Source organism: Wenzhouxiangella sp. 15190, assembly GCF_003417465.1.
Classification (GTDB): Bacteria; Pseudomonadota; Gammaproteobacteria; order Xanthomonadales; family Wenzhouxiangellaceae; genus Wenzhouxiangella.
Window position 1 is genome coordinate 21,253 of record NZ_QVMV01000034.1, and the last position, 15,323, is coordinate 36,575.

At 61.9% G+C, this 15,323-nt stretch carries 15 protein-coding genes and 1 tRNA gene; 10 read left to right on the plus strand and 6 right to left on the minus strand.

The window, feature by feature from the left end; translation table 11 throughout:
* Positions 1 to 90 precede the first annotated feature (90 nt).
* The gene (gene coq7 / locus DZK26_RS09775) at positions 91 to 729 is read right to left on the minus strand and encodes a 2-polyprenyl-3-methyl-6-methoxy-1,4-benzoquinone monooxygenase (protein ID WP_116897542.1); all 639 of its coding nucleotides are present in this window, start codon (positions 727 to 729) and stop codon (positions 91 to 93) included.
* 157 nt (positions 730 to 886) lie between these two features.
* On the opposite strand from coq7, the gene DZK26_RS09780 reads away from it, so the two are divergent.
* The 10 genes from DZK26_RS09780 (at position 887) to DZK26_RS09825 (ending at position 10,124) form a co-directional block, all read left to right on the plus strand.
* Positions 887 to 1,597, plus strand: a complete 711-nt coding sequence (locus DZK26_RS09780) for a YdiY family protein (protein ID WP_181918300.1) — start codon at positions 887 to 889, stop codon at positions 1,595 to 1,597.
* Complete coding sequence (locus tag DZK26_RS09785) at positions 1,594 to 1,932, plus strand: ferredoxin (protein ID WP_116897540.1); 339 nt, start codon at positions 1,594 to 1,596, stop codon at positions 1,930 to 1,932. Before DZK26_RS09780 ends, DZK26_RS09785 begins: the two co-directional genes overlap by 4 nt.
* An 83-nt stretch (positions 1,933 to 2,015) precedes the next feature.
* Positions 2,016 to 2,444 carry a 50S ribosomal protein L13 gene (gene rplM, locus DZK26_RS09790; protein WP_116897539.1) on the plus strand — a complete coding sequence of 143 codons (429 nt, stop codon included), beginning with the start codon at positions 2,016 to 2,018 and terminating at the stop codon, positions 2,442 to 2,444.
* A gap of 24 nt (positions 2,445 to 2,468) precedes the next feature.
* Positions 2,469 to 2,861 (plus strand): 30S ribosomal protein S9, encoded by a 393-nt coding sequence (rpsI, locus tag DZK26_RS09795; RefSeq protein ID WP_116897538.1) that lies wholly within the window; start codon positions 2,469 to 2,471, stop codon positions 2,859 to 2,861.
* Between the two features lie 164 nt (positions 2,862 to 3,025).
* Positions 3,026 to 3,099 (plus strand) — tRNA-Gln (locus DZK26_RS09800).
* 422 nt (positions 3,100 to 3,521) lie between these two features.
* Entirely contained in the window at positions 3,522 to 4,418 is an 897-nt protein-coding gene (locus tag DZK26_RS09805) for a hypothetical protein (RefSeq protein ID WP_116897537.1), read from the plus strand.
* Positions 4,419 to 4,483: 65 nt separating this feature from the next.
* Positions 4,484 to 6,127, plus strand: coding sequence for a choice-of-anchor D domain-containing protein (locus DZK26_RS09810; protein ID WP_116897536.1), 1,644 nt, complete (start codon positions 4,484 to 4,486; stop codon positions 6,125 to 6,127).
* 147 nt (positions 6,128 to 6,274) lie between these two features.
* Complete coding sequence (locus tag DZK26_RS09815) at positions 6,275 to 7,459, plus strand: sensor histidine kinase (RefSeq protein ID WP_116897535.1); 1,185 nt, start codon at positions 6,275 to 6,277, stop codon at positions 7,457 to 7,459.
* A complete protein-coding gene (locus tag DZK26_RS09820) occupies positions 7,456 to 8,097 on the plus strand; it encodes a response regulator transcription factor (RefSeq protein WP_116897534.1) in 642 nt (213 codons plus the stop codon). Before DZK26_RS09815 ends, DZK26_RS09820 begins: the two co-directional genes overlap by 4 nt.
* A 293-nt stretch (positions 8,098 to 8,390) precedes the next feature.
* A complete protein-coding gene (locus tag DZK26_RS09825) occupies positions 8,391 to 10,124 on the plus strand; it encodes a M28 family peptidase (protein ID WP_116897533.1) in 1,734 nt (577 codons plus the stop codon).
* Positions 10,125 to 10,273: 149 nt separating this feature from the next.
* Here DZK26_RS09825 and DZK26_RS09830 read toward each other — a convergent pair whose 3' ends face one another.
* The 5 genes from DZK26_RS09830 to DZK26_RS09850 form a co-directional block, all read right to left on the minus strand.
* Complete coding sequence (locus tag DZK26_RS09830) at positions 10,274 to 10,570, minus strand: hypothetical protein (protein WP_116897532.1); 297 nt, start codon at positions 10,568 to 10,570, stop codon at positions 10,274 to 10,276.
* A gap of 23 nt (positions 10,571 to 10,593) precedes the next feature.
* Positions 10,594 to 11,520 carry a patatin-like phospholipase family protein gene (locus tag DZK26_RS09835; protein ID WP_116897531.1) on the minus strand — a complete coding sequence of 309 codons (927 nt, stop codon included), beginning with the start codon at positions 11,518 to 11,520 and terminating at the stop codon, positions 10,594 to 10,596.
* A gap of 45 nt (positions 11,521 to 11,565) precedes the next feature.
* On the minus strand, positions 11,566 to 12,735 hold the full coding sequence (pncB, locus tag DZK26_RS09840) for a nicotinate phosphoribosyltransferase (protein WP_116897530.1): 1,170 nt from the start codon (positions 12,733 to 12,735) through the stop codon (positions 11,566 to 11,568).
* Positions 12,732 to 13,379, minus strand: a complete 648-nt coding sequence (locus tag DZK26_RS09845; protein ID WP_116897529.1) for an isochorismatase family protein — start codon at positions 13,377 to 13,379, stop codon at positions 12,732 to 12,734. The genes pncB and DZK26_RS09845 overlap by 4 nt, the downstream gene beginning before the upstream one ends.
* 266 nt (positions 13,380 to 13,645) lie before the next feature.
* On the minus strand, positions 13,646 to 15,289 hold the full coding sequence (locus DZK26_RS09850) for an acetolactate synthase large subunit (RefSeq protein ID WP_116897528.1): 1,644 nt from the start codon (positions 15,287 to 15,289) through the stop codon (positions 13,646 to 13,648).
* Positions 15,290 to 15,323: the final 34 nt, after the last annotated feature.

Sequence of the window (15,323 nt, forward strand, 5' to 3'; positions counted from 1 at the left end):
GGAGCCTCGTACGGTTCGGATGGCAGTGAGTTTGGCCGTACAGGCGTACATGTGCGAGGTCCCGGATCGGGGTCCGGGACGACGCTTAATTTATATCCGGTATGCCACCGCCTTCATGATTCCGGCCGTCAGCGACATCAGGTGCTGCACCGGCGGGGGCAGGATGGTGGCGCCGTGGTCGAGGGCCATCTGGGCGTGGCGGGCTTCGTCTTCCTTCATCTGGGACACGATTGCGCGTGAGCGCTGGTCCTGCGGCGGCAGGCGATCGAGGTGTTCGTCCAGGTGGGCCTCGACCTGGCGTTCGGTCGCTTCCACGAAACCCAGGCTCCACGGATCGCCGGCCAGGCCGGCGGCTGCGCCGATGGAAAACGAGCCGGCGTACCACAGCGGGTTGAACAGGCTGGGGCGGCTGGCCAGTTCTTCCAGCCGTTCGGCGCACCAGGCCAGGTGGTCTTCTTCCTCGAGGGCGGCTTCGGCCATCTGTTCGCGCACCTCCTCGCTGCGGGCGGTGGCCGCCTGTCCGGCGTAGAGCGCCTGGGCGCAGACCTCGCCGGTGTGATTGATCCGCATCAGTCCGGCGGTGAGCCGGCGTTCGTCTTCGCCGAGATCGGCCTCTTCCAGATTTTCGGCGGGCGATGGTCGGGTGGCGCTCGGTGCAGGCCCGAAGGCCGCCCGCAGGCCGTCGTCGAGCTGGCCGAAGAGATGATCGACGGGAGTGAGTTGGCGCATGCTGTCTTTCCGAGGTGGGGTTTTACATCTCGAAGATGCTACACGTTCTATACTCGCTCTACATCGTCGAGCAATTCATGACGCCGGGGGAACCTTGGACATGATGCAACTGTCAGTGCCAGCCGTGCGCCTTTTCAACAGGAAGAAAGCTTTTCCCATGCAGTCTTTTGCGATGATCCTGATGTGCGGCTGGCTGGTGTGCCCGGCGGAAGCCGCCGAGTGGTCGGGCAAGGGGGAGTTCGGTTTCGTGATGGCCCGCGGCAACTCCGAAACCGAAACGCTGAACCTGGGCCTGGAGTTCGAGCGCCAGTCGAAGAAATGGCGCAACCACCTCCGCATGACGGCCCTGCGCGCCGAGGACGAGGGCCAGCTCAATGCCGAGCGCTACACGCTGGCCTACAAGTCCGGCTACAACTTCAACGAGAAATCCTACCTGTTCGGGGCGTTGCGCTACGACCAGGACGAGTTTTCGAGCAACGACTACCAGGCCAGCCTGTCGTTTGGCTATGGGCGGCAGCTGCTCGATTCGGAAAGCCACCAGCTGACGATGGAAATCGGCCCGGGTGTTCGGCGCACCGAGCCGAATGATCCGCTGGCGGACACCCAGACCAACGTGATCGGGCGCCTGTCCACGGATTATGCCTGGACCATTTCCGAGACCGCCGACCTGACCAATGTCCTGCTGGTCGAGGCCGGCAGCGACAACACCTTCGCCGAGAACGAGCTGGCGCTGAATGTGGCAATCAATTCACGCTTTGCGCTCAAACTGTCCGGGGCGGTGCGCCACAATACGGACGTCGATCCGGGCATCGAGAAGACCGACACGCTGACCACGGCCAATCTTGTCTACAAGTTCGGCGAGCAATGAGTTACTACCGCCACCACCTGTTTTTCTGCACGAACGTACGCGCCGAAGGGGCCGAGCGGCCTTCCTGCGGCCGTTGCGGTTCGGCGCGGTTGCGCGCCTATGCCAAGGCGCAGTTGAAGGAACTGGGACTGGCCGGGGCCGGTGGGGCCCGCGCCAACACCGCCGGTTGCCTGGATCGCTGCGAGGAGGGGCCCTGCCTGGTCGTCTATCCGGAGGGCGTCTGGTACACCTACATCGACGAATCCGACATCGACGAGATCATCCAGTCGCACCTGGTCGAAGGCCGGCCGGTCGAGCGGCTGATGCTGCCCTCCGAGTCCCGCGAAAACGACTGAAAGCCTGTTGCAGGGCCAGAATGCTTGCTGTAGAATTCCCGCTCTTTACTGCAACGTTCTCAACCTAGCGAGCGAACGGAATCATGAAAACCTACAGCGCCAGGGCAGAAGACGTGCGCCGCCAGTGGCATCTGGTCGACGCCGACGGCAAGACGCTGGGCCGTCTGGCCACCGAAGTGGCCCGTCGCCTGCGCGGCAAGCACAAGCCGGAGTACACGCCGAACGTCGATACCGGCGATTACGTGGTCGTGATCAATGCCGACAAGATCCACGTCACCGGCCGCAAGATGAGCGACAAGATTTACTACAAGCACACCGGCTATATCGGCAATCTGAAGTCGATCACCCTGGAAAAGCAGCTGGCCAAGCGGCCGGAGACGGTCATCGAGATGGCGGTCAAGGGCATGATGCCGCGTGGCCCGCTCGGTCGGGCGATGTTCAAAAAGCTCAAGGTCTATGCCGGTGCCGAGCACCCGCACGCCGCCCAGCAGCCGCAGCCGCTGGAACTGTAACGATCAGGAATTTCTGGTAAAGACATGGCAACTGAACAGTATTACGGCACCGGCCGACGAAAAACCTCCAGCGCACGCGTTTTCCTGCGTCGCGGCAACGGTCAGATCACCGTCAACCGCAAGCCGCTGGACGAATTCTTCGGCCGCAAGACCGCCCAGATGATCGTGCGCCAGCCGCTCGAGCTGGTCGAGCTTCTGGATCGCTTCGACGTCAACGCCACCGTCAGCGGCGGCGGCACCACTGGCCAGGCCGGCGCCATCCGCCTTGGTCTGACCCGTGCCCTGATGGAGTACGACGAAGAGCTGCGCTCCCAGATGCGCCGTGCCGGCTTCGCGACCCGCGACGACCGCGCTGTCGAGCGCAAGAAGATCGGTCTGCACAAGGCCAGAAAGGCCACCCAGTACTCCAAGCGCTGATTCGGCGGCGCCTTTTCGCCGCTGGCGGCGTTTCGGGCCGCTCCGGAATGCTCATGTACACGCAAGTACACTGCGCTTCCTCCACGGCCCAAAGCCTTGCCAGCGACGAAAATCCACTCGCCGAATCCCTTCGATCCAGATCGGAGGAAAAGCAAACGATCTCATGGGGGATCGTCTAGTGGTAGGACTACGGACTCTGACTCCGTCAGCGGGGGTTCGAATCCCTCTCCCCCAGCCAGAAACAAAGAGCCCGGCCGTTGGCCGGGTTTTTTGTTTCTGGCTGGGGGAGAGGGATCGATGCGAAGCCCGCGAAGCGGGCGGAGCTACCCGTAGCGAAGCGGAGGGCAAGCGGCCGCAGGCCGCGCAGTCCATCCCGTTAGCCCGGGTGAGCCCGCTCCTTGCCCGGGGCCGCGCCGGGCTTTTTCGTATCCCAAAAAATCTGACACGGTTTCCGGTCCTGTTGCGTATATATAGGTGAGGAGCGCATTGCTCCGGAGCCGCCTTTCGGGTTGCAGGCCCAGTGTTCATGGGCTAAACTCGCAGCGAGTGGTTCTGAGCAGAGCTTCACAAGTGCCTGTCGCGACTGGAAAAACGGCCGCGTCGGCAAAGCCTGTAATGGGCTCTGCGACAGAAACATACCGATCAAGAGGATTGACGACCATGAAATTGATGACGGACGGCCGCAAGCTGCTTCTCGCCGGCGTGGCACTGACAGCTTGCCTCGGCTTCGCTCTCAACGCCCAGGCGCAGACCTGTACAACCGGAAACTGGTTTGATGTGGAGGGCTCGCCGGCGGTTGGAAAGCAGGATGGTGACAATCGTCGTTATGGCGGTCCCTGCGGAATGCGGGTTCAGGTGGATGGAACTCCGCGTTACGTTGCGGATGACAGCCCGGGCGATGAAGCAACATATATTTTGCGCTTCTATGTCTTTTTGGATGAAGCGGCCACCAACGATCCGATTGTCCTTTTTGCAGCCGACAACGATTCGGGCGACACGGTATACGATGCAAGCGACAATCAGATCGAGATGATCTACGACGCCGATGACTCGTCGGGCGGCAGCATCATGCTGTCCGTACGAGAGCAAGATGGAACGACTTGGCAGAGCACTTCTGTGCCCGACGTCGGTTCAGGATGGCATTCCATTGAAGTGTCCTGGGCGCGGGATAGTTCGACGGATACAATTCTTAATGTGGATGGTGGCAGCGATGTCCAATTGTCTGCGGACACAACTGGGATCGGCATTGAAAATGCATTTCTTGGCGTTTTGAATAGCGTGGGCTCAACCGGGTTCATTGACTTTGATGACTTCGATTCGCGTCGTCAGGAGCGCCCAGGGCGATTGTGCCGCGGATTGACCGTGCCTGAGACGGAACGGGCTGCTCTGGATTTGGAAGACGTCAACAAAATTTTCGACGAGTTTGCGAGTGGAGGCTCCAGGCCGGTCGGAGGGCAGCCTGATTACAATGAGGACGGCGCTGTCGACCTTGACGATGTGAATACCGTATTCAGCCGGTTTGCGGGCGGCAATGAAGATTGCGACCTGAATCGCTGATAAAGCAGATATAGCTCTCGCGGTATGAGTAGCAAGTTTTACAAAAATTAATCAGAGGACGAGTGATGTATAAGTTCCAGAAGCATGTATTGGGTGGGCTCTTGTTGACCTTCGGTATGTCCATTGCCAATGCTCAAACTTTCGATATAGATTCGGCCAGTGTCGAGGAAGGCACCACTGAAGCCACTGTAGAATGGTCATTTCTGCAGGAGGGCGGTGACATCCACGGGTTCGGAGTCGATATCATATTCGATGATTCTGTCATAACCCCCCAAACGACTGATGTGGGTGGCGTAGACGAGGTTGACGGTTGCCTTTCTAATGTCGAAGGTTCCAGTGATGAGCCCAGTCAAACTAACTGTGAACAGATTAACGCGACGACGATCAGGGTTACGCTGAATAACTTGGACCCAAGTGACGTGTTTCCTGACTTTGCGCCAGGAGGGTCAATTACGTTTGACATCGCCGGAAGCGCCACTGCGGGTGACAGTAGCCCCCTTACGTTGTCGGTTGCCAGTGTTCAACCTACGGGCTCAAGTATCGCTACGAATGATGGCAGTGTATCCATTACGGCGGGTCCCTCCTCAGTTAACTATGAGCCAAACCCAGGTACATTGATTGACTTTGGTTCTGCAGAGCAGAACAGTGGTTCCTCAACCAGCAGTGTGCAGATCTGTAATGACGGTGGAACAGGCAGTGTCGTGAGTGTTACGGACGTGAGCATCTCCCCTGCGCAGTTCACCCAGGATGGCGGGTGCGACGGCGCCGCACTCGAGGCCGGCGCCACGGACTGCTGCACGATAGAAATGACCTTTGCACCGGATGACACCGGCAATTTCACGGGATCTCTGAGCGTCGAAACTGATGCTGAAGAGGGTGAGGGCACGAATGGCAATGCCAGCTTCGACTTGGAAGGCGAGGGCGTTGCCGGCCCTGCACCGGATATGAGTATCTCCCCGACTGAGTGGACGACGGACGCGAATCCGGGTGCGACAACCAGCCAGACCTTTACCGTTACCAACAACGGCGAAACGGATTCCGTAGCCGAAATGGGTGCCGCCAGTCTCGCTGATGGCAGCGAGTTCACGGTCACCGCGGACAATTGTGACGGTGCTTCGCTCAATGGGACTGACTCCTGCACCATCGATGTTGAATTCGCGCCTGGATCAGCGGGTGACTTTAGCGACACGCTCAATGTGCCGGCTACAGATACGGTGAACAACACGGACGTATCACAGTCGGCCAGCCTCAACGGTACGGGTAACGGCCCGATCTTTTCGTCCAATCCGGCACCCGGCACCGTTAGCCTCGGCCAGACTCCGCCCGGTGGCACGCTTGATCAGGACGTGGTTATCAGTAATGACGGCAACGAGGATCTCGACGCCAGCTGCGGTTCGTTGAACGACCCCGACGGCGTGTTCACGCTGACGCCGGATCCGGCGAACTTCGATGCAGACAACGGCAATGCCATCGCCTCTGGTGGAAGCGCCACCTTCAATGTGGCCTGCACCGTGCCAGACGTCAGCAGCTATGAGGCCACCTTGCAGTGCAGCACCAACGAAGGTACTGAAGGGCAGGTCTACGACTACACCTTCCGCTGCACGGGCCGCCCGCTGGTCATCCCGACCATGCAGCCCTGGGGCCTGGTTGTCCTGACCATGCTCATGTTGATGGTCGGTGGTCTGAGCATCCGCTACTTCCGGGTCTGATCGCCTGACCCGACGGTTCGCTGCGCCACCGGCGTAGCGGCCGATGAAAGACCCTGAAGCCGCCGGAGTCCGCTCCGGCGGCTTTTTTGTTACCGGTCATGACGACTGGCCCATGTTCGCGGCCGGCTTACGGTTTAGAATCGCGTCATGACCCTGCAACGTCTCGTGGACCGACTCGGCTCCCTGGCGGAGATCCGCACCATCGACTGGCTTCGCTATGTCGGTGTGCTGGTCTGGCTGCTGACGGCGCTGCCGTTGATTGTGCTGCCGTGGCTGTTGCCGGAAACGCCTGAAACCGGCCGCATCGTCGGTTGGTGGTCGGCCGCGCTGCTTTTCCTGCTGGTGCTGTGGCACCCGGTGGTCGGTGGCCAGCGAACGGCGCCGTTCTGGAAGCGCGTGACGGTCATGCTGATCCTCTCGATTTCGGCCTTCGGCGTCACCCATTTCACGCATACGGGCCTGGGTAGCCTGCTGGCCATGCTGGTCGCCGCCCTGTTGCCGTGGATCCTGCCGCTGCTCGTCGGGATGGTCTGGGTGGTTTGCCTGGCGTTGGCTTTCAGCGTGTGGATCGTGTTCAGTCCGGAGGGGAGTTGGCTGCTTCTTCTTGTCTACCTGTTGATGAACCTGGGATTGACTTCGTTTCCTTTCATCGCTTCCCTGCTTGCGCTCAAGCAGATGCAGGCGCGGGCCGAGCTGCGCCGGGTCAACTCGGAGCTGCTGGCGACGCAGTCCCTGCTGACCGAAAACACCCGAATCGCCGAGCGGGTCCGTATTTCACGCGAACTGCATGACCTGGTGGGGCACCACCTGACGGCATTGACGCTGAACCTGGAAGTGGCAAGTCATACGAGCGAAGGCAAGCCGCGCGAACACGTCGACCAGGCCGCCTCCATTGCGCGACTGCTGCTGGCCGACGTGCGGGAAGTGGTGAGCGACATGCGGCGAGACGACGAAGTCGATTTCAAGCATGCGCTGGAGACGCTGGCCGCGGGCGTGCCCGATCTGGATATCCACCTGGACATACCGCCAGACCTGGCGCAGACCGACCCGAAGCGTGCGCAGATCCTGCTGCGCTGTGCCCAGGAACTGATCACCAATACCGTTCGGCATGCGCGGGCCGGCAATCTCTGGATCAGCCTTTCGGGCAATGATGAGGGCCTTGTGCTCAAAGTCCGCGACGATGGTTGCGGTACGCCGAACCTGGTACCCGGCAATGGTATCGGCGGTATGCGAGAGCGCTTGCGCGAACTCGGCGGCCGGCTGGACATCGCCACCCGCCCGGGCGCAGGCTTCCAGGTCAAGGCATGGTTACCCATGGAGCAATCATCATGATTCGAGTCATGCTGGTCGACGACCAGACCCTGGTCAGGCAGGGCGTTCGCTCTCTACTCGAGCTGGCCGAGGATATTGAAGTGGCCGGCGAGGCTCCCGACGGCCAGACCGCCATCGAGCGCATTCCCGAGATCCAGCCGCATGTGCTGTTGCTCGATATGCGAATGCCGGGAAAGAACGGTCTGGATGTCATGGAGGAACTGCAGGAGCGGGGCGAGTTGCCTCCGACGATCATTCTCACCACCTTTGACGACGACGATCTGCTGCTCGCCGGCATCAGGGCAGGGGCCAAGGGGTATCTGCTCAAGGACGTCGCCCTCGAGGAGTTGATTTCAGCGGTTCGGGCCGTAGCGGACGGCCAGACACTGGTCAAGCCGGCGATCACCGAGCGGCTCATGGAAGGCCTGGGCAAGATGCGCACGGACTTCAGCAGTCTTCCGCAGCCCGATCCACTGACGGCTCGCGAAACGGAAATCCTGCGCCTGATGGCCGGCGGCTATTCCAATAAGGAGATCGCCGGCGCCCTCAACGTGGCCGAGGGCACGGTCAAGAACCACGTTTCCAATATTCTCTCCAAAATGGGGGTTCGAGACCGCACCCGCGCGGTGCTCAAGGCGCTGGAAGGTGGCCTCATCTAGCTGTCTGCAAAGTGTCGCCCCGGAAGCCGCGTAGCGCAGGCCATAGAGGAAGGCCGGTTTTCGCCGTCAGGCGAAAGAAGGGCTTCCGGAATGCCGTTAGCGCGTGGTTATCCGGGGCCTCGCACACTTCCGGGGGCATTGAGCTGGCCCGTGCCGGACTGGCAATTGCGAGGTCCCGGCTCTTCGCTGACGCTCAGGCCGGGACGACAGCTCCTCCCACATCGGGATTATTCGGGGCATCGAATGCAGGGGAGCCTGCTAGAATCAGGGTTTTGCCACGGAGCTCGATTCCCATGACTCGCCTGCTGACCGTTTTTCTTGTTCTGCTTCTGGCCGCCTGTGGTGGCCAATCCCCTTCCGAATCCGTCGACGAATCCGCCGGCGATGAATCGACCCCATCCGGTGAGGCCCAATCCGACACGGCGCAGGCCGACGAGGCGGAAGAATTGCTCCCCGAAGTGCCGGGTGACGGCGTGGACTCCGAACGCTACGCCGAGCACGTCTCGACCCTGGCCTCCGACGCGTTCCAGGGCCGTGCCCCGGGCACGCGCGGTGGCCGCATGACCATCGATTATCTGGTGCGTGAATTCAGCGAACTGGGGCTCAAGCCCGGCTACGGCGACAGCTACCTGCAGCCGGTGCCCATGATCGAACTGACCAACGCCGAGCGCAGTGACATCTCGGTCGAACTGGGCGAGGAGAGCATGACCCTGACTTACCCGGAGCAGATGGTGATCAATTCGCGCCGACTGGGTGACGAGCCGCACGCGGTCGAGGATTCCGAGATCGTTTTCGTCGGTTACGGCATCGTCGCGCCGGAGTATGACTGGAACGACTACGCCGGCCTCGACGTGGAGGGCAAGACCGTGGTGATGCTGGTCAACGATCCCGGTTTTGCCACGGGTGATGAGGAGCTGTTCAACGGTCGCGCCATGACCTACTACGGTCGCTGGACCTACAAGTATGAAGAGGCCGCCCGACAGGGCGCGGCCGCCGCGCTGGTCGTGCACGAAACCGAGCCGGCCAGCTATCCCTGGGAGGTCGTGATCAATTCCTGGTCGGGTGCTGAGTTCGTCCTGGCCAGCGACGAGTCCGCCCCGCGGGTCGATCTCGAGGGCTGGCTGACCGTCGATGCCGCGCGCGATCTTTTCGCCGCGGCCGGCCTTGACTACGAGGCGCAAAAGGAGCGCGCCAGGCAGCCCGGGTTCGAGTGGGTGAGTCTCGATGCAACGGCTTCTGCGCAGGTCCGAAACGATCTACGCCGTGGCACGTCCTACAACGTGCTTGCCGAAATACCCGGTACCGAGCGCCCGGACGAGGCTGTGATCTACATGGCTCACTGGGACCACCTCGGGCGTAACATGGCTCGTTCGGGCACCGAGGGTATCTACAACGGTGCCGTCGACAATGCCTCCGGTACCGCCGGGCTGCTCGAACTGGCGCGCCTCAACGCGCAGGCGGGACCGGCCGAGCGAACACAACTGTTTGCCGCCGTCACGCTGGAGGAATACGGATTGCTGGGTTCGCGCCACTATGCAAACGACCCCGTGTACGCCCCGGGCGATACGGCCGCGGCCATCAACATGGATGCCATGACCGTGCTCGGGCCCACCAATGATGTCACGGTCATCGGTTACGGGTCGTCCGAGCTGGAGGAAATCCTGGCCGAGGCTGCCGAGCGCCAGGGCCGCCACATCGAGCAGGAACCCAGCCCGGAAGCCGGCTACTACTACCGCTCCGACCACTTCAACCTGGCCAAGATCGGTATCCCGGCGTTGTATGCCAAGGGCGGCGTGGATCATCGCGAGGAAGGGCGTGAGTACGGCCTGGAATGGCAGGCCGACTATCGAGCCAACCGCTACCACAAGACGGCCGATACCTATAGCGAGGACTGGGATTTGCGCGGGGTGGCCGAGGACGTGGAACTGCTCTACACGGTGGGCCGTTCAGTCGCCGACAGCGATCGCTGGCCTGAGTGGTACGAGGGCAACGAGTTCAAGGCGATTCGGGAAGAGAGCCGCAAGTAGCACACGACATGATCCGCCAAGGGCGAGCCGGCGGCTGGCACCCGGACAATTCGTTCTGTCGTTAAATCGTTTCGTCGTTCCGGCATCTGCACTGCGGATGCCGGAACGGAATAACGATTGCACGAATCAACGAAAAGACGAAAAAAGCCCTATGCCCGCCCGACGTCTGAATCCTGCGGCGAGTGCAGGTATTCGCTCTCCTCGGCCGACTGCATGACCTGGTCGATCAGCTCCTCGACGCGCTCGCGCGCGGTGGTCAGGTCGTCGTCGGATGGCACCGGCGCCTCGGGCTGGTGGGAATAAAGCCAGAAGTGAACGGCACCGGCGATCAGGCCGTCAGCCAGCGCCCACGGATCGACGTCCGGATTGTCGGCGGCAAGCCGGTTGCCGAGGTCGACTACGGCGTCGGCGGCTTCGTCGAACAGCCTGTCGTCATTGTTGGACATCGGTCATTCTCCGGTTTCAATTGTTACGGTCTGTCGATGTGGCGCAGCCGTTCCATGTCGGTCGAGGCGAGCGCTTCGTTGGCCAGCTTCTCTCCCAGGGCGATCACCTCGGAGGCACGGTGGAACTCGTGCACGAAGCAGGTGTTCTTGGGAACGCTGACCATGATATCCGAGCGGAAGATGGCCATGTGGTGCCGCGCGATGGCCGCCTCCATCGTGTCGAGCGCGCGCATCATCACGGCCATCAGGCCGGGCCGCTCGTCCTTTTCGCTCGGGTTGTTGTCTCGCCAGCCGTTCATGAACTCCCGGACCCGTCTGAGCATGCTGTCGTCATCGTCGGTTTCCTCCCGCTGCTTTTCCAGCGGCGGGGGGTGGACGGCCGGCGCGTTGACGTCGACGACCACGACCAGGTCGCTGATAGCGCGCAAGGTCGGTGCGATGGGAACCGGATTGAGAATGCCGCCGTCGATCAGCGTGCGGCCGCGGTACTCGTGCGGCGTGAAAACGCCGGGAATCGCAATGGAAGCGCGAATGGCGTCGAACAGCGGTCCCCGGTCCAGCCAGACCTCACGGCCCTGGTCGAGATCCACGGCAACGGCCGTGAACTCCGTGTCCAGATCCTCGATGTCGTAGCGGCCGATCAGGTCGGCCAGCTTGTTGATGATCTTGCGGCCGCGAATCAGGCCGCCACCGGAAAAGCTCCAGTCGACCAGCGCCAGCACGTCGGACTGTTCGAGCTGGCACACCCATTCCTCGTAGGCATCGAGTCGCCCGGCAGCATGAATGCCGCCGATCACGGCGCCCATCGAGGAGCCGGCGATATGGCGGATTTCCAGGCCGGCCTTTTCCAGCGCATGAATCACGCCGATGTGGGCCAGGCCGCGGGCGCCGCCCGAGCCCAGCACCAGCGATACGCTGTGGCCGGCTAACGACTTTCTGTTGGTAGTCATCGATTGAATTCTAGCGCATCGCCGTTCGTCTGGACGCTTTCGTAATCAATCGGCTGGTACGTCGAAGGCCTGTCGAACCCAGGCCAGGTAGTGCTGGTCGGTGGAGACGATCTTGCCGGGCGAGTCGGAAAGCTTGACCACCGGCTGACCGTTGCACTCGGTCATCTTGATGACGATGTTGACCGGTTTCACGCCGGTATCGTGGGTGAGGTTGGTGCCGATGCCGAATGAGACGTTGATCCGGTCGCGAAATCGCTCCCAGATTTCGGCGGCCCGGGGAATGGTCAGCGAGTCGGAGAAGATCAGGTTGCGCGTTTTCGGATCGACCCGGTTGTTGCGATAGTGCTCGATCATGGCTTCGCCCCATTCCATCGGGTCGCCCGAGTCCTGGCGGGCGCCGTCGAAAAGCTTGCAGAAGTACATGTCGAAATCGCGCAAGAAGGCCTTGAGACTGTAGGTGTCCGACAGCGCGATGCCCAGGTCCCCGCGGTATTCGCGTGCCCAGACCTCGAAGGCGAAGCGCTGGGTTTCGGCCAGGCGCGGGCCGAGCGCCTGGCAGGCCTGGATGAATTCGTGCGCCATGGTGCCGATCGGAACCAGCCCCAGTTCCTTGGCCAGGCGGACGTTACTGGTGCCGCGAAAGCTTCCGGGAACCTCGGAGGCGAAGGTCTCGACGACCTCGTCGTGCCATTCGCGCGAGAAGCGGCGGCGGGTGCCGAAGTCGGCGAATACGAACTCGTCCGGCCGGTCGAGCGCCTTGACCTGCTCGACCTTGTGATTGAGCCGCTTCCGTCCTTCGTCCAGTTCGTGATCCGGCCAGGTATGGCGGCTGTAGAGCTCGCTGATAATGGCCAGAACAGGCACCTCGAACAGGATGGTATGCAGCCAGGGCCCGCGAATCCGGATCGTGAGCTGCTCGTCGTCCTCGCCGATCTCGACGAAGCGCGACTGCAGGTGGAACAACCGCAGGAACTCGATGAAATCCGACTTCATGTAGCGCAGGCTGCTGAGGTAATTCAGTTCCTCGGGCCCGAGCTTGAGCGAGCAAAGGTGCTCGATCTCGCGCTCGAGATCCTGGCGGATGGGACGCAGATCGACGCCCTCGCTGCGGCACTTGAATTGATACTCAACCTCGGCACCGGGAAACTGGTGCAGCACGGCCTGCATCATCGAGTACTTGTAGATGTCGGTGTCGAGCAGCGATTCGAGGATCACGCCGGCTGCTCCAGTTCCTCGCAGCTGTCGATGAACTCGATGCCAGCCTTCTCCATCGCTTCGAGCGCTTCCTCGATGCTGTCGTCGGCAATGCCGCGGCAGGCGGCCCGGTTGAGAATCACCTGGAAGCCGGCCTGTTGCAGTTGCCGCGCGGTTGCCCAGACGCAGAAGTCGGTGGCGAGTCCGCCGACGAGTACATGGCTCACTTCGCGCGCCCGGAGCCACTCGATGACACCGGTGCTCATTTTCTCGGCGATGTCGTGGTAGCAGGCGCCGTAGGGATGCATGTCCAGCTCCACGCCCTTCCAGACGAAGAAGTCGTAGTCGGCCGGGCGGGGCAGGCCGGGAACGAGTTCGAAGCCTTCGGTGCCGGGCACGGCGTGGACCGGCCAGTGCTCCTCGACGTTGTCGCCCGCCACGCCGGGCTTGCCGATCTTTTCCGGATCGTCGGTGACCCACACGGCCCTGGGGCTGTGGGAGTCCTTCGAGCCCAGTCGAAAGGCGGCGAAGCCGGCCTGGCGATTGAGCTCGGGGCCGATGGTTTCGCCCTCGTCGACCGGCAGTTCATCGGGGCACAGTGGCGTGAACGTGCGTTGGGCGTCCACATCGAAACTTGCAACGTATTGTTTTTCAGGAAGTTTCATAAGTGTTTGGTGTTGGGTCGTCTATCCGTTCAGATGCGGTCGAGCGGACCCAATGCCAACCTCCGATTCGCTCTGTCATTGCAGAAATCGAGCAGCCGTTATTCACGATGCACCTTGCGCTTGTCGTCCCGGAAATCGCGAAGCGATTGTCCGGGGTCTCGCACATTTCGGCTGGCACTAAGCCATAGTCGTGCCCGGTGATGCCTGCGAGGCCCCGGATATCGGCTGACGCCGATTCCGGGGCGACACATGATTAAAGACAGCGATCAATCGTCGATCGACGCACTCGCTTTCGGGATGGCCTCGAAAAGCTCGTGCTGGCTGTCGGCGTAGTCGATCGGGCAGTCGATCAGGTGGACGCCGGGACGGTCGAGGCATTCGCGCAACAGTTCATCAAGGTGAGGGGGCGACTCCGCCCGATAGCCGCTGGCGCCGTAACTTTCGGCATAGCGGACGAAATCGGGATTGCCGAAATCCAGGCCGAAGTCGGCCAGGCCCATGTCCTCTTGTTTCCACTTGATCATGCCGTAGGCGCCGTCGCGCAGTATCAGGACGACCAGGTCGAGTTCCAGCCGCACGGCTGTCTCGATTTCCTGGGAATTCATCATGAAACCGCCGTCGCCGCATATCGCCAGCACCTTGCGGTCCGGATGGACGAGACGGGCGGCCATGGCGACCGGCAGCCCGGCGCCCATGGTCGCCAGGGCATTGTCGAGCAACAGGGTATTGGGCCGTGTGGTGCGATAGTTGCGAGCGAACCAGACCTTGTAGAGGCCGTTGTCGAGGCTGACGATGCCGTCCTCGGGCAGGGCATCGCGTACGGCGTGGACGACCCGCCGGGGATGGACCGGGAAACCATCCAGGTCGCGCCCACGATCCAGGTCCTCGAGCATGGCTGAGCGGACACGGTGGGCGAATTCGAAATCCCAGTGGTCCTGGACTTCGATTTTCTCGTCGATCTGCCAGACGGCGTTGGCGATATCGCCGGTGACTTCGATTTGCGGGAAGTAGACCGGGTCGACTTCGGCGCTGAAGAAGTTGACGTGAATGACGGTCCGGCGGCCCTCACGCATGAAAAACGGCGGCTTTTCGACGACATCGTGGCCGATGTTGATGATGCAGTCGGCGCGTTCGATGACCCGGTGGGCGTAGTCGCCTTCCGAGAGCGCTGCGGTACCCATCCAGCAGTCCGTTTCCCCGACCACGCCCTTGCCCATCTGCGTGCTGACGAACGGGATGCCCGTATGGTCGATGAAACGCCGGAGCATGCGCGCGGTCAGCTTGCGATTGGCGCCGGCGCCGATCAGCAGGAGCGGGTGCCGGGCCTTTTCAATCGCCTCGACGGCAGCCTCGACGGCCTTTTCCTCGGCCACGGGACGGCGGTGCATACTGGCCTTGATCGGCAACTCATCGGTCTCTTCCTCACAGATGTCCTCGGGCAGCTCCAGGTGGGTGGTGCCGGGGCGTTCCTCCGCGGCCTGGCGAAAGGCCTCGCGGACGCGCGACGGGATGGTCGCCGCCGACACGATCTGTCGCGTGTAGCGGGTGACCGGCCGCATCAGGTCGACCACGTCGATGATCTGGAAATGGCCTTGCTTGGACGTCTTGATGGGTTTCTGGCCGGTAATCAATACCAGGGGCATGGCGCCCAGTTCGGCATAGGCGGCCGGTGTGATCAGGTTGGTGGCGCCGGGTCCCAGCGTGGACAGACACACGCCCGGCTTGCCGGTCAGCCGCCCGTAACAGGCGGCCATGAAGCCGGCACCTTGCTCGTGGCGGGTGACGATCAGCTTGATGTTGGACTTGCGCAGGGCCTCGATCAGATCGAGGTTTTCCTCGCCGGGAACGGAGAAGACGTACTCGACGCCTTCGTTTTCCAGGCACTGGACGAACAGTTCGGCGGCGTTCATGGGTTCATGGTGCCCCATTGGGTGTGAATGTGCC